The sequence below is a fragment of the Paenibacillus sp. NPDC058071 genome (genome assembly GCF_042885235.1).
Taxonomy (GTDB): Bacteria; Bacillota; Bacilli; order Paenibacillales; family Paenibacillaceae; genus Pristimantibacillus.
This window is the reverse complement of the sequence record NZ_JBHVSK010000002.1, coordinates 53,143-67,993: the sequence shown is the minus strand read 5'-3', so window position 1 is coordinate 67,993 and position 14,851 is coordinate 53,143. Positions and strand designations below refer to the sequence as shown.

9 protein-coding genes are annotated in these 14,851 nt (G+C 44.5%); 6 read left to right on the top strand and 3 right to left on the bottom strand.

Translation table 11 applies throughout. The features are described 5' to 3' along the window. The 3 genes from ACFVTB_RS03255 to ACFVTB_RS03245 all read left to right on the top strand — a co-directional run. Nucleotides 1–2,978 (top strand): S-layer homology domain-containing protein (locus tag ACFVTB_RS03255; protein ID WP_387745101.1); only part of this gene is annotated, 2,978 nt, incomplete at its 5' end. A 357-nt stretch (nt 2,979–3,335) separates the two neighbouring features. Further along, nucleotides 3,336–4,265 carry an RluA family pseudouridine synthase gene (locus ACFVTB_RS03250; RefSeq protein WP_387745098.1) on the top strand — a complete coding sequence of 310 codons (930 nt, stop codon included), beginning with the start codon at nt 3,336–3,338 and terminating at the stop codon, nt 4,263–4,265. Between the two features lie 93 nt (nt 4,266–4,358). Continuing rightward, the gene (locus ACFVTB_RS03245; protein WP_387745095.1) at nt 4,359–4,964 is read left to right on the top strand and encodes a lysozyme inhibitor LprI family protein; all 606 of its coding nucleotides are present in this window, start codon (nt 4,359–4,361) and stop codon (nt 4,962–4,964) included. 145 nt (nt 4,965–5,109) lie between these two features. On the opposite strand, the gene ACFVTB_RS03240 is transcribed toward ACFVTB_RS03245, so the two are convergent. Further along, nucleotides 5,110–9,357 (bottom strand): InlB B-repeat-containing protein, encoded by a 4,248-nt coding sequence (locus tag ACFVTB_RS03240; protein WP_387745092.1) that lies wholly within the window; start codon nt 9,355–9,357, stop codon nt 5,110–5,112. Between the two features lie 265 nt (nt 9,358–9,622). On the opposite strand from ACFVTB_RS03240, the gene ACFVTB_RS03235 reads away from it, so the two are divergent. The 3 genes from ACFVTB_RS03235 (at nt 9,623) to ACFVTB_RS03225 (ending at nt 11,642) form a co-directional block, all read left to right on the top strand. After that, nucleotides 9,623–10,024, top strand: a complete 402-nt coding sequence (locus tag ACFVTB_RS03235; RefSeq protein ID WP_387745088.1) for a GNAT family N-acetyltransferase — start codon at nt 9,623–9,625, stop codon at nt 10,022–10,024. A 105-nt stretch (nt 10,025–10,129) separates the two neighbouring features. Beyond that, on the top strand, nt 10,130–11,080 hold the full coding sequence (locus tag ACFVTB_RS03230) for an EamA family transporter (RefSeq protein ID WP_387745085.1): 951 nt from the start codon (nt 10,130–10,132) through the stop codon (nt 11,078–11,080). A gap of 145 nt (nt 11,081–11,225) precedes the next feature. After that, complete coding sequence (locus ACFVTB_RS03225) at nt 11,226–11,642, top strand: MerR family transcriptional regulator (protein ID WP_387745082.1); 417 nt, start codon at nt 11,226–11,228, stop codon at nt 11,640–11,642. A gap of 136 nt (nt 11,643–11,778) precedes the next feature. Here ACFVTB_RS03225 and ACFVTB_RS03220 read toward each other — a convergent pair whose 3' ends face one another. Continuing rightward, nucleotides 11,779–13,128, bottom strand: a complete 1,350-nt coding sequence (locus ACFVTB_RS03220) for a uracil-xanthine permease family protein (protein ID WP_387745079.1) — start codon at nt 13,126–13,128, stop codon at nt 11,779–11,781. Between the two features lie 305 nt (nt 13,129–13,433). After that, a complete protein-coding gene (gene guaD, locus ACFVTB_RS03215) occupies nt 13,434–14,804 on the bottom strand; it encodes a guanine deaminase (protein ID WP_387745076.1) in 1,371 nt (456 codons plus the stop codon). Nucleotides 14,805–14,851 lie beyond the last annotated feature (47 nt).

Genomic DNA, 14,851 nt, shown 5'->3' with positions numbered 1-14,851 from the left:
CAGCTCAACCTAGCAGTTCGACAATAAGCGCAGGAGGTAACACAACCTTTACGGTGACAGCGTCTAACGCAACGGGCTACCAGTGGCAAGTGGATCAAGGAGCGGGCTTCACGAATATAACCAATGGAGCGCCGTACAGCGGAGCAACAACGGCGACCCTGACGATTACCGGAGCAACGGCAGACATGAACGGTTACCTTTATCGGGTAGTTGCAAGCGGGTTAGCAACGCCTAATGCGACGTCGAACAATGCGGTGCTGACAGTGAACTTGCCACCTTCGATCACAGCTCAACCTAGCAGTTCGACAATAAGCGCAGGAGGTAACACAACTTTTTCAGTGACAGCGTCTAACGCGACGGGCTATCAGTGGCAGGTGGACCAAGGAGCGGGATTCACGAATATAACCAATGGAGCGCCGTACAGCGGAGCGACAACGTCGACTCTGACGATTACCGGAGCGACGGCAGATATGAGCGGTTACCTTTATCGGGTAGTAGCAAGCGGGTTAGCATCGCCTAATGCGACGTCGAACAGTGCGGCGCTGACAGTAAACTCGCCGCCTGCGATCACGAGCCAGCCAAGTAGCAGCATAATAAGCGTAGGAGTGGACACAACTTTTTCAGTGACAGCGTCTAACGCGACGAGCTATCAGTGGCAAGTGGACCAAGGAGCGGGCTTCACGAATATAACCAATGTAGCGCCGTACAGCGGAGCAACAACGTCGACTCTGACGATTACCGGAGCAACGGCAGATATGAGCGGTTACCTTTATCGGGTAGTAGCAAGCGGGTTAGCATCGCCTAACGCGATGTCGAACAGTGCGACGCTGACAGTAAACTCACCGCCTTCAATCACGAGCCAGCCAAGCGATACAACTATCGATGAGAACGGTACAGCATCCTTTACGGCAGCAGCGTCTGATGCAACAAGCTATCAGTGGCAAGTGGATCAAGGAGCCGGCTTCACGAACATAACCAATGGAGCGCCGTACAGCGGAGCGACCACGCCGACCCTGACGATTACTGGAGCAACGGCAGCTATGAACAGTTACGCTTATCGGTTAGTAGCTAGCGGAGCGGCATCGCCTGATGCTGTATCAAACAGCGCGACGCTGACGGTGAATCCTATACCAGGAACAACGGTTCTAAGTGCAACTTCAGGAGACAGTAAGGTTAGTCTTGCATGGAGTCCGGTGCCTGGCTCAACGGGATATAAAATTTATCAAAGTACGGCAGCTGGTAATTATGGAGCAGAAATTCTTGCAGTTGGTCAAGCCGATAACACTGCAGTTATTAAAGGCCTAGCCAACGGTACAACTTATTATTTTGCAGTCAAGGCGCTCAACGGCAGTTTGGAAGGAGCTTATTCCAATCAAGCGAGTGCCATCCCGGCCACTGTTCCGGCAGCACCGACGGGAATAACGGTAATCGCAGGAAACGGTGAAGCAACGATCAGCTTTACTGCACCGGCAGGGAATGGAGGCAGCGCGGTTACAGGCTATGAAGTCACGTCCACGCCGGGGAATATTACCGTTGAGGGTGTGGGAAGTCCAATTAAGGTGACTGGGCTTACGAACGGCATCTCGTATACCTTTGTGGTAAGGGCAATCAACAACGCAGGAAAAAGCGAATCTTCCGCATTGTCCAATGCAGTGACGCCGATAGCGCCGACAAACCCTAATAACGGCGGTACGTCACCATCTGCTCCGGGTGGTACAGTCGCCGAAACCGGAACGCCAGTGTGGGTGAACGGCAAAGAGATAAACGCAGGGAAAACCAACATCGCTACTGTTAATGGACGAACCGTTGCCTCCATAGTAGTCGATTCGAAAAAGCTGGAAGATACGATAGAGCAGCAAGGTCAAAATGCCGTCATTAAAATTGTGACAAGTGCAAAAGCCGACGCGGTGATTGCAGTGTTAAACGGCCAACTTGTCAAAGATTTGGGGCAAAAGCAGGCGGTTATCGTGTTCGAGTCCCTGAACGCAAAGTACACGATTCCAGCGCAACAAATCAATATTGAGAGTATAGCTGAGAAAATCGATAAGTCGGTAGCCCTGCAGGACATCAAGATTCAAATCGAAGTGTCTGTGTCTGCCTCGGATATGATGAGTGTTGTTCAAAACGCAGCAACCAAACAATCATTCTCTCTTATTGCTCAGCCGCTAAGCTTTGCGATACATGGCGTCTATGGAGATCAGACCATCGAAGCACCGAGATTCAACGTTTATGCGAAAAGAACGATTGCGATTCCGGAAGGCGTTGATCCACACACAATTACGACAGGCATCGTTATCGAACCTGATGGTTCCGTTAGGCATGCGCCCACTAAAGTCATTAAAGTTGATGGTAAATATTATGCAGAAATTAACAGTCTTTCTGAGGGTGTCTTCGCGGTTGTAGAACATAACCTCGAGTTTCAAGATGTTAAGAACCATTGGGCTGAAAAAGCGGTCCATGCGATGGGCTCTCGGATGATTATTGGGGGCACAGGCAAGGGGATTTTTGATCCCGATCGCAACATTTCCCGAGCAGAATTTGCAGCCATTATTGTTCGCGGACTCGGACTCAAGCCGGTTAACGGGACGAGCGCCTTCTCCGATGTGAAATCGGATGCTTGGTACAACAGTATGGTTAATACTGCCTATACTTATCAGTTGATCAGCGGTTTTGAAGACGGATCTTTCCATCCGAATGACCGGATTACGCGCGAACAAGCGATGGTCATGATCAGCAAAGCGATGGAGATCACTGGTTTGAAACAAAGCCTTGCAACGAAATCCATTGATGAAAGCTTGTTCTCGTTTGCGGATGCTGGCGATGCCTCAACTTGGGCAAAGTCCGGCATTGCTGATAGCATACAAGCGGGAATTATTTCGGGAAGAAGCAGCACGGTGCTCGCCCCTAAAGCGTACATTACAAGGGCTGAGGTTGCTGTGATCATCGAGAGGCTTCTTCAAAAGTCCGATTTGATTTAGTGACTCATTCCAAGGACGAACGTACAGGACCGCAGATTCACAGGATTGAACGTATAGAAAAATAGTTAAAAAGCGCTTGAGCCCAGTGTCTCGCGATACTGTTTGGGTCAAGCGCTCTTTTTTTTATAATACAGGACGTTTCCACCTGACTGTAGGAAACGTCCTCATATAGCATTCCGAATCTATAAATGATATAGTGAACACGAAATCGCTCATGCAGCGGCTTAAAGGCTAAAGATTGCAAGGTATTGCTTGACGTAGCTACCGTATCGAATAGGCGCAGCCGGTTGCTATGTTTCTACATACGAGTCATGTTGAGTACTATTCACTAACCAGTTGAAGCAGGAGGTCCTGATTATGCATAAGAAAAAAACGAACTACCCTAAAGTCAACCGTCCCAATTACAGTCAGTATACCGTCAAAGAACCGACGGAACTGCTGCTTTTTTTGTTGGAGAAACTATCCAAACAAGGCCGAAACTCCGTTAAAGCCATACTAGCCCGCGGACAAGTAACGGTCAACGAACGGGTCGTGACAGAATACAATTGTCCCCTTGTGCCTGGACAAACGGTTACTATTCGAAAGGATAAGCCTGTTGAAGAACCGCTGCTCGTTGGTCTATCTATCCTGCATGAGGACGAGGATATCATCGTCATTCAGAAGGATGCCGGTTTGCTATCGATCGCGTCTACCCAAGAAGACGAAATGACAGCCTACCGGCAGCTGATGGCTCATGTTCGAATTAAAGATCCTCGGAGCAGGGTTTTTGTCGTTCATCGTCTAGATCGTGATACTTCCGGTGTGATGATGTTCGCCAAGAGCGAGAGGGTTCAGCAATTGCTTCAGAACTCCTGGCAGGACACCGTAAAGGAGCGTACATACGTTGCACTGGTTGAAGGTAAGATCAAGAAAACGGAAGGCACGATTTCGTCTTGGTTGAAAGAAAGCAGCACACTAAAAATGTATTCCAGTCATCGTCCGAATGACGGTCAACATGCTGTAACACATTACAAAATCATTCAATCCAATAATAACTTTACCTTAGCGGAAGTCCGACTCGAAACAGGGCGAAAAAATCAAATACGCGTCCACATGCAAGACATAGGGCATCCCATTGTGGGGGATAAAAAATATGGTTCGACGTCAAATGCAATTAGACGACTCGGTCTCCATGCTCGAGTGTTAGCTTTTATACATCCCACAAAAGGTCATCTCTTGCGTTTTGAAACAGACATTCCGAAGTTGTTTCTTAACCCTTTTCGACAATCTTCTTCTGAATCAAAGTAAGCGTTGACGAGGATGGAACCGTATCATCGCTAGTGGTAAAGCAGAGAATTGAGCTAACTGTTGGAGCAGCTATGCTACTTAAGGAGATCATTTATGAAAGGTAAGATACTCTTATTATTTTTTATTACGATAATGTTTTCATCTTGTCAAAATAGTAGTCAATCGACTACTTTGAACAGCGAGACTAAATCAATAATGAATTCTGAAATAACTGAAGGTCGATCAGATCCTTCTAACAATGAAGTGTTATCCATGAACATTGGGAACTATGATTTGACTGGAGAATTTTATGATGAAATGCTTCGAAATCCTATAGATCATGATTATGAAGTGGAATTTAATGAATTTCAAAATTCCAAAGAGATTATTACAACATTGGGATGGGGGGCTTTGGAAAGCAAATATACAGAGATTTGGGATAAAGAGCTGAATCAAATATATAAAAAGCTTCTTTCTAAGTTGGATAGAGAATCAAGAGAAACACTAATTGAATCGCAGAAAGAATGGTTACAGTATCACTTAAGGGAAACAGAATTTGTAGAGAAGACATTTATTAATAATGATTACCTTGGATCACAAGGATCGGTAAGCCTAGGTACGGTTATACGGGAGAGAATCAGGGAAAGAACAATGCAATTATTTGAATATCGATATTTGCTAGATGGTGAAGTTGAGTTTTTATACCAAAGTAAAAAATAGAGTTGGAATCTTGATCAAAGTTGTCAGATGTACAATCTAGGAAGAAGCTCAGACAACAAACGGCCCAGCCTAAGATAAGAGCTATCTAGGGCTGGGCGTTTTCGTGAATACAAGAACGTTGGATTGAAATTTCCGCAATCCCTAGCTAAACCTCCAGTGCAACTTCTTGCTTTAGATGCAATGCCCTGTACATCATTGCGACAATCTGCGCGCGCGTAACGGGTTCATCCGGGTTGAATTTGCCGTTATCGCCTAGTATAATCCCTAGTTCTGCTAATGCAGCGACATAAGGATAGCTCCAATGCGTAGATGGAACGTCTTGGAATGTACTTGTTCCGCCTAACTCGATCTTAAGGGCAAGCGCCACAATTTTGGCCATCTGCGCCCGTGTTACGGGTTCGCTTGGATTAAATCTGCCATTTGTTCCATCTACGATTCCGGCTTGCTGCAGTAACGAGATGGCTTCATAATTCGTATGGTTAGGCGATACATCAGAGAACGATGCCAATTCACGTACGGGCTCGAGCTCGAAAGCACGAATGAATATCAGAGCCATATGTTGTCGCTGAATGGATTCATTCGGTTTAAACGAGCCATCTGCATACCCGGTTATGATGCCTTGACTAGCCAATTCCTCAATCATTTCTTGTGCCCAATGTCCCGAGATGTCTTTAAAATTCACAACCGGCTTCGGATCTGGTGTCGTGACTGCAATCCATTTCGCATACAATTTGATGTTTGTTGTCACACGATCCTTTTCATAATCCCACTTTTGGGTCAATGCTGCATCGTGATGCCAGCCTCCAAAAATAAATCCTTCCTTAGCTGGTGTTGGAAGCTCCGTTATCTTTGAACCATTCACAATAACGAGACTGCCTATAACGCCCGCGCCATTTGTTTCAAAATATACCGTAGAACGAAGTATTGGCGGTGGCACATAGCCCCCAGAGGAATTATTCGCAATCCACTTTGCATACAATGTCGTATTCGCCGTGACTCGATCATTGTCGAAGCTCCATTGGTTTGTTAATGTAATTTCTTTATACCAGCCGCCAAATGTAAATCCCGACTTCGTTGGTACATCAGGCTCTGTTGCCAATTCATTGTATGATTTCGTCTGATTTGCCACGACATTTCCTCCATCGGACTCAAAAGACACTGTATAATGATTCATTTCCCATACTGCATACAGCGTGACATTAACTGCGCTTATCGTAAAAGTATCATTGGCGACATAGCTTGTCCCGCTTCCATCTGGTTCAGTATTCCAACCAATAAACGTAAATCCAGTCTTTACGAGACTTCCAATATGATCAACGACTGAAACGGTATTCCCAGTTTCATAAGTATGACTATCAACGGGTACAAGCCCTTCCGTAGCTCCATTTCCGTCGTAGCTTACTCGATATTTGAAGATACTGAACGTAAGGGTGATTGAATTACCTGCTTCATCCGTAACGACAAGCACATAGGAGCCCTCGGCGTCCACAGTCGAGCCGTTTATAAAAACGTTGCCGTTTAATGTTGCTGTCCCTTCATTAAAGGCAATTGTTCGAGAGGAGTCATAGCTCTCTCCATCCGCTACGCCCGTAACGATTGGCGCAGTGTTGTCCAGTGCTATACTTGCTTGAGCCAAACCCGTATTTCCTGCCCGGTCAATGAAACGAACATAAACTGTCTTGTTGCCCTCGCCTGCCGGCAGCGTGTAGCTCAGGCTTGCACTATATGCTTGTTCGGACGACCACGTAAGGTTGTCATTCGAGAACTGTACGCTCGCTACATCCGTTACGCCTGCTCCTAATGCGAACTCAAGAGTTACCTCACGATCTGCCGTGTAAGCAGCTCCTCCATTAATCGCAATTGTTCCTGTTGGCGGTTCGGTATCTAACGTCACATTTGAGCTGTATACAGGGGATTCATTGCCTGCATGATCAATGAGACGAATGGTAATTGCCTTCAATCCATCTGTGCTACCTACGTCTATCTGGAAACTGCTCGTATAAGCAATTGTCGTTGCTGTTCCTCCGTTTATGCTATAGCGAATATTTGCAATATCCGTGACGCCTGCATCTGGCGTTATTTCAACGATAACATTCGAATCAATCGTGTAGGCATTGCCATTATTGATGGACACCGCACCTGTTGGAACCGTACGATCAAGCGTTACGTCCAACGTAAGCACGGTTGTATTCCCTGCCAGGTCAGATAAACGAACCCGTAATGTTTTCACGCCATCCACTGTTTCCTTCAGCGTATACGATAGTGGGCCGTTGCTATAGGCAGTCGAAGCACTATAAGCTTGACCTATCTCACCTAACTCCATATAATCTGCATCACTGCTTGTTACTGTGAATGATACGGTAGTTTCATTTGTTATATTTGGCGTTAAAAGCGTTAACGTACCTGTCGGCGCTATCGTGTCCAGTACAATACTTGCTTGAGCCGTGCCCATATTTCCTGCCCGGTCAATGAAACGAACATAAACCGTCTTGCTGCCATCACCTGTCGGCAGCGTATAGCTCATGCTTGCGCTATATGCTTGTTCATTTGACCACGTAAGGTTGTCGTTCGAGAATTGTACGCTCGCTACATCCGTGACGCCTGCTCCTAAAGTCAAATAAAGCGTCGCTTCTGGGGCTGTTGCATAAGCAGCACCTCCATTAATATCTACTGTTCCTGTTGGAGGCTCGGTGTCTAACGTCACATTTGAATTGTATACAGGCGATTCATTACCTGCATTGTCAATGAGTCGAAGCGTAATTGCCTTTAGTCCATCTGTGCTGCCTAGGTTGATGGTGAAGCTACTTGTATACGCAATTGTCGTTGGTGATCCTCCGTTGATACTATAGCGAATACTTGCAATATCCGATACGCCTGTTGCAGGTGTTATATTAACGTATACGTTGGAGTTATTTGTATAAGCACTACCATTACCCACAACGACCGTACCAGTGGGCGGTGTTGTATCCAAAATGATGCTGTCTTGTATTATGGTAATATTACCTGCTCGATCGATTAAACGTACATACACCGTTTTATTTCCATCCCCAGCTGGTAACATATAGCTTTTACTAGTACTAAAGGCTTCGATACCGGACCAGGTAGAGTTGTTGTTAGAAAATTGCACTCCTATCACGTCTGTTACACCGTTACCTAAAGATAGATTAAGCGTTACTCCAGAATTAGTTGTATACACGTTGCCATTATTAATAACAATAGAGCCTGTTGGCGCTACTGTATCCCGTGTTATAGTTCTTTCATATTCAATTGATGCGTTCCCTGCACCATCAACTAACTTGAATGTTAATACTTTATCTCCATCATTACTTCCTATTGTTAGAAGAAAGCTTGGTACATAAGATATCTGTGTAAATGGGTTTCCGTTAACCGAATATTGGATATGCGTGATATCCGTTACTCCGGGATCTGGACTTATTGAAATAGATACAGCCGAACTATTCGTGTATTGGTTGCCTAGATTTACGATAACCATCCCGCTAGGAGGAGTCTTATCTATTCGAAATTGTACGGTTTCTTGTTGGCTGCCCGCCGTGACGGTTAACGTATAGGTGCCTTCACTGGAGACTGTCGTTCCACTTACAAAAGGACTGCCATTTAATGTCGCTGTTCCTGCATTAAATTGAGGCGTAACATTTGTATTGTAAAGACCGCCGTCCGTCACGCCTGTTATTTCAATATCAGGGAGTAGCGAATACGTAATGATCAAATACGGACCTAAAGTGCCATCGCCCATATTCGTTTCGGTCATCTGAATATAATGATCAAGATAGCTTATTCCATTACTTGCCGCTTCTTGAGCATTCATTCCCGATAAAATAAAGGTTGCTCTAGGATCAGTCTTCAAGGATTCATCTACTATATAGCTTGTAAAGTTAAAGGGAGCTAGCGTAGGTTTATGTTGGGGGACAGTACTGGCTAATAGTCTTGTATGCGTAGAACCCGAAGTTGGAGCTGGCGGCGAAGTTATATTGCTATCCTGGGTCCAACTATGATTGGTGCTCGTAGAAACCTTTAGCGAAAAATTAGTTGTTGGTTGAAAATTGCCGCCTGTTACAGGAATATATAGATTTGCCGTTTCAATCTCGTATCCTGCAGGGATTGGCGGTAAATCATACTTAAGCAATACTTGAGCCTCTATAGGATTACCATATATTCCCTGATAGCCAACATCCAGATATCCGAGATTTCCATCCTCATAAATCAAGCCAGCATTAATACCCTCGTAAATGATCGTTGTATCCTCAGATGCAAAGATAGGTGTTGGAATTATATTAGCTGAAGTTACGCTTTGACTATTTAAAAATACGATGATTGCCATACAGAAGATTACGAGTAGCATGCTTCCTCTGGAAACAAACTTTTTACCCATCATAAGTTCTTCCTTTCCGTATTAGAAATTTTTCAATGATTCGTATGGAGTTAATTCACAAAACTAACACAATATTAACCATATTTCGACATATCCTTAATTACTATACTTCATATTTTTTTCTTTTCATAGAGTTAGCTTCCGTTTTCCACATCCTTGTTGAAAACAAGTTTATTATTAATAACATCTACCCGCTCTATTTGCACGATTTATCCGAATATGGGGGTACAAGCCCAATCGGTTTGGCATATATGAAGATAATGAAATAATGACGTTGAGCGAGCAAAATACAGTGTTTGATATCTGGTGGGAAAAGCCATCCGTATTGTTTCCTTTTCTGATTACGGTTGATGATGTGCCTGCTGGATTCGCTTTCGTTGCAACTCCGCCATATACACCTTGCCCGCCGAATATTAACTATTATTTGAACGAATTTTTCCTCTTGCGCCCTTTCCGTGGCAATGGAGTGGGGGAGGAAGCCGCTAGACAGGTATTTGATCGATTCAGGGGGAACTGGGAAGTGCAAACTGGCTCAATGGAACGAAATGTGAGAGCACAAATGTTCTGGCGCAAGACATTGAAAGATTACGCTAATGGTCAGTATTCGGAAGAGCCGGGGAATGATCCTGACACTGGAGATAAATTAGTTTTTCGGTTTACTAATTCATAGGCCTAAAGCAATGATTGGTGAACGGCATGGCTTGACTTAGACTATACTCTAACGCTTAAGGTTGGTTTTGCATCAAAAACTTTGAGCTAAAGGAGTACGATTTACATGATGAAATATATGGCTGCCATATTGATGGGCTCCACATGTTTTGGACTACTTTCAACCATTGCCGTATTGGCTTACGGCAGAGGTTTTCAGCTTGGCGAAGTCGTTGGTTCTCAGCTGTTTTTCGGTTTTTTATTATCTCTTGTTTTATATTTAATCCAAACCTGGAGGATGCGCAAACAAAAGCAGCAGGATGCATCAATAAAGACCCGTCATGACAAACTAAGCTGGAAGCAAAAGCTGATGCTGGTCAGCGCTGGCTTTCCACTGGCTCTGGCCGGACTGGTTTATTTCAAATCTTTATCGTATGTTCCGGCTTCCGTAGCCATTATTTTATTATTTCAATTTATTTGGATTGGTGCGCTTATTCAAGCGATTAAAAGCAGACGCTTTCCAAACCGATTGACGGTAATGGTCATTGCTGTCTTGCTAATCGGCACCGTGCTGGCCGCGGGTTTGCTGGAGGAAGGAATAAAAAGTTGGAACCCCCTTGGTATATTATTAGGGCTAGGCGCTGCTTTGTTTTACTCCTTATTTATTCTAATGAGTGGTTCCGCCGTACCGAAGGCGCCTGCTCCCACTCGTGCCGTATGGATGCTGGCAGGGGGGATGACGCTAATCTTTGTCTTATATCCGCCAGCGTTTTTGGTTAATGGTAAAATCTTTGGAGAGCTGCTGGTCTTTGGCTTTGCACTAGGTTTTATCGGATCTTTTATTCCTCCGTTATTATTTGCTTATGGCGTACCTCATGTCGGGGAAGGAATGGCTAGCATACTAGGAGCCGTCGAACTGCCTGTCGCGGTACTCTCGTCATTTTTTATTCTTCATGAATCGATTAGCCCGCTTCGCTGGGTCGGCGTTCTTATTGTGTTAATTTCTACGGCACTGCCAGAGATCGCAAGAAGGCTTGGGCAAAAATATAACCCTTCACGGCACCGTTCAAACGCATAAAGGATCCATTCACTCTGATTCAGGAGACCTGACGGTCTCCTTTTTTAATTAGCCGGTATGCTTGCTGTCATTATGTCTAAACTTGACTTTGAAAATGCTAACCTTTACGATTTCGTATATTTTGCACCTACGGGAGGACATCACTTTGGTTTATACGATAAGTCAGGCTGCCGATCTGGCAGGCATTTCGGCACATACGCTGCGTTACTACGATAAGTTGGGCCTTCTGCCCTTTGTGGATAGAGATAAAAACGGCAACAGGGCCTTTAAAAAAAGCGATATTGAGTGGCTTGGCATCATTACTTGCCTTAAAAAAAGCGGCATGTCCATTAAAAAAATTAGACAATATGTGGAATGGGGGATGAAGGGCGACACCACGCTAAAGGAACGGTTGGAGGTATTTGAAACACATAAGTTAGCGGTTCTAAATCAAATCGAGGAAATGCAATCTTATTTGCAAAAAATCGACTATAAAATTTGGTATTACAAAACGGCTATCTCGCATGGAACTACGGCCGCACTTCCACAAGATAACTGTATTTTCGTAGAAGATCTGAATTGAAACTTTATCCTACTCTGACCCGCAGCGCTTCCTCTCACTTACAGATCAGTTTTGTGCCTAAAAATGCATAAAAAGAGGCTCAACATCTTTTCCCAATGATGTTGAGCCTCTTTTCATTTAAGCCTCACCTTACCAGTTACTTAACGCTAGGCAATATTTTATTCAATAATATAGCTGCAACAGAAGCGGCTAAAAGGGGCGAGCCCAATAAATATTGTGCAAAAGTAGGCAAGGAGTATAGGAAGTCTTTAGGGATGAGCACTAAAGCTAAAGTAATAATCATAGGGATCGCAATAATATACATTTCTTTTTCGCCGATATTTTCTTTTTTCATCACCTGCACGCCGTTTATCGAGATGATGCCGCAGACGATGGCGAATACGCCACCAATTACAGCGGTTGGAATCGAAGATATTAAGGCGGCTAACTTACCGGAACAACCGAAGATGATAAACCATCCTCCTACAGCGAGAAAGACTCGACGGCTTGCAACACCTGTGATGGAAATAATACCCGCATTAGTGGAATAGCCTGTAACCGGAGTTGAGCCGACAAAAGCCGCAATCAGACAGCTAATTCCTTCACCAATTACACCGCGGTTAATGTTCTTATCGGTTAACGGTTTATTGATCACATTGCTGATCGCAAACCAAGTACCTGTTGTTTCAGCAAGCAGTACAAGATAAATAATGACCATAGTGATAATAGCAGAAAAGTTGAACGAAAAGCTGAAATCTTTAAAAGGCACCTGAGGCATGCTGAACCATTTGGCGTTCCCAACAGCTGAGAAATCTAAGACGCCCATAACGTTTGCAGCAATACATCCGGCAATTAACGCAATCAACACGGAAGTCGTCCGGAATAAGGAACCTTTAGTATGGAAAAAAGAACCTAGGATGACGAAAAGAATGAGTACAGCGCCTGAAATCAGGGCTAATAATACGTTTTGATTGATTGTAGCATCGGCAGCGCCATAGATATTGTCTTTAATCGCAACAGGCAATAAAGAAAAACCTACGATGAAAATGATCGTACCGCCTACAATCGGTGGAATAAACGATTTAACAATTTTATTAAAAATGCCAGTATAGCCTAAAATGATAACTAAGATCGCGCCAATTAAGCTGGATCCTAACACAGAGCTCCAACCGGCTTCTCCGCTGCCGCTTGCGGCATAAATACTAATAATGGCACCGAGCGGAACATAAGAAGGGCCTTGGGCCATAGGCAGTTTCATACAGAAATAAGTTTGCACAACCGTAGCGAGTCCAGCTGCAATGAAAGTGGCTTGAATCAATCCGCTTGATTGGTCGGATGATAATCCGATTAATATAGCAATAAGGAAAGGGACGACATAGACGTCCATTGCTAATACATGTTGTAAACCTAGAAGGGCCGATTTGCCAAATGAAAGCTTATCATCGGGTAAGACAGTTAGCTGTGTCTGCTTTGAAGCTTGTTCTTGCTGGCCTGCTTGTGTTTTCACTTAGATGTGCACCTCGACGTTTCTGTTATTTTATATTCTTAACGTGAAGAAGGAAGGCTTTCATCTTGCACCCCCCGACTTCACGGATATGTTTAGGTCAAAGAAGAAGTGTGGATTGGAAATTACATATATTTTATATTTGATGCTTTCTAATGTTCGTATTTTTGAAGTGCGTTTCTTATTATAATCCGCAAAAAATGATAAGTCTACACTAAAAAACGAATAGGAATGAATAATAGAAAATAAAGAAAGAGAGGCTGTGAGCCCCTCCTGTGCTTGGAATCTGTATTCATTAGAGATTATGATCAAGACAAACGCGAATGAACCTTTTCTCCTTGTACCCAAACTTCACGAATATTCTCAGGCCGAGCCAGATACATAATCTTCTGGAAGATGTCATGTAAATCCTCATTGGACTGATAAATAGGCAGCTTGGCAGAGGCTAATGTTGTATCGATGATTTGTGCATCCCATGCGTAGTTCGCTTCTAAACGGCCGATCGGCAAGCTCAGGCTTTCACCGCCTCCTGCAGTTGCTAGATAGAATGCTTCGTTAATGGTGATCCGTGAATTCGGCACACCGCGTTCTTCGGCAGGAAGAGCTGGATTCACACCGTCCTCCAACATTCTCGAGGAGATCACAGCTTGTCTCACATTATCGAATAGGCTCGGTGAAAAACCGCCGGAGATGTCCGAACCTAAGCCAATCTCAACCTCTTTGGCATGCAAATGCGCGATAGGGATAACGCTGTTGGCAAAATAAGCATTTGATATCGGACAGTGGCAAACCGCTGTGCCCGTTTTTGCGAATAAATCAGCGTCATCATCCGTTAAGAAATTGCAATGCGCCATAACGGACTTTTCGCGCAATAGCCCAAAATCATGCAATGCAAATGCATCGTTTTTGTTGAGACGATCCTGCACATAGCCATGCGCCCAATCACTTTCGCTGCAGTGCGACTGCACGTAAGTATCATACTTAGCAGCTAGCGCTCCCAACCCCTGTAAGGCTTCATCCGTACAGCTTGGAATAAAGCGCGGCGTGACAACAGGGTAGACCCCTTGCTTTGTCGATTTGGCTAATTCCTCGATAGCAATAATAAATTCCTCTGTATCTGTTAATGCGCTTTGAGTGTCAGCGTCACGATAATAGGCAGGGTTGTTTTCAGGGTGATCCATAACGACTTTCCCAACCAACCCGCGTTGTCCTTGTTTAGCGCAGATCTCAGCTAGCAATATACTGGCTTCTTTATGAACCGTCGCAAAATATAGCGCCGTCGTCGTTCCGTTTGCGAGCAGGGTGTTTACTACATCTTGGTAGACAGCTTGCGCGAAATCCAAATCTGAAAATTTGGACTCGAGCGGGAACGTATACGTGTTCAACCAGTCATAGAGCGGGATATCTAAGGCCGTTCCAGCTTGCGCCCATTGCGGCGCATGTACGTGCAAATCGATAAACCCAGGTAAGAAATACTGGCCTTCCGCTAGACGATGAAAGTTCTCTTTGCCTTGATAAGCATCTAATAATGCTTGATAGCCGGCGTCTTCTGGGGCAATGGCTTGCTCGATCATGCCGTTCGTATTCACACAGAATAGATAATCTTTTAGAATGTGTACTTCTTTGGGGGACTTGGAAGTAAAAGCAGTTCCTTGGAAAACACGCGTATATTTTGTCATGATTACACCTTTACGTTCGTATTTTATGTTGGTCAATATCTAGCTAT

What these genes read in the sequence shown, in the direction of transcription:
- ACFVTB_RS03250 (WP_387745098.1), top strand. Translation starts at nt 3,336, where the DNA reads ATGCATAAGAAAAAAACGAACTACCCTAAAGTCAACCGTCCCAATTAC.
- ACFVTB_RS03235 (WP_387745088.1), top strand. Translation starts at nt 9,623, where the DNA reads ATGACGTTGAGCGAGCAAAATACAGTGTTTGATATCTGGTGGGAAAAG.
- ACFVTB_RS03240 (WP_387745092.1), bottom strand. Translation starts at nt 9,357, where the DNA reads ATGATGGGTAAAAAGTTTGTTTCCAGAGGAAGCATGCTACTCGTAATC.
- ACFVTB_RS03245 (WP_387745095.1), top strand. Translation starts at nt 4,359, where the DNA reads ATGAAAGGTAAGATACTCTTATTATTTTTTATTACGATAATGTTTTCA.
- guaD (WP_387745076.1), bottom strand. Translation starts at nt 14,804, where the DNA reads ATGACAAAATATACGCGTGTTTTCCAAGGAACTGCTTTTACTTCCAAG.
- ACFVTB_RS03230 (WP_387745085.1), top strand. Translation starts at nt 10,130, where the DNA reads ATGATGAAATATATGGCTGCCATATTGATGGGCTCCACATGTTTTGGA.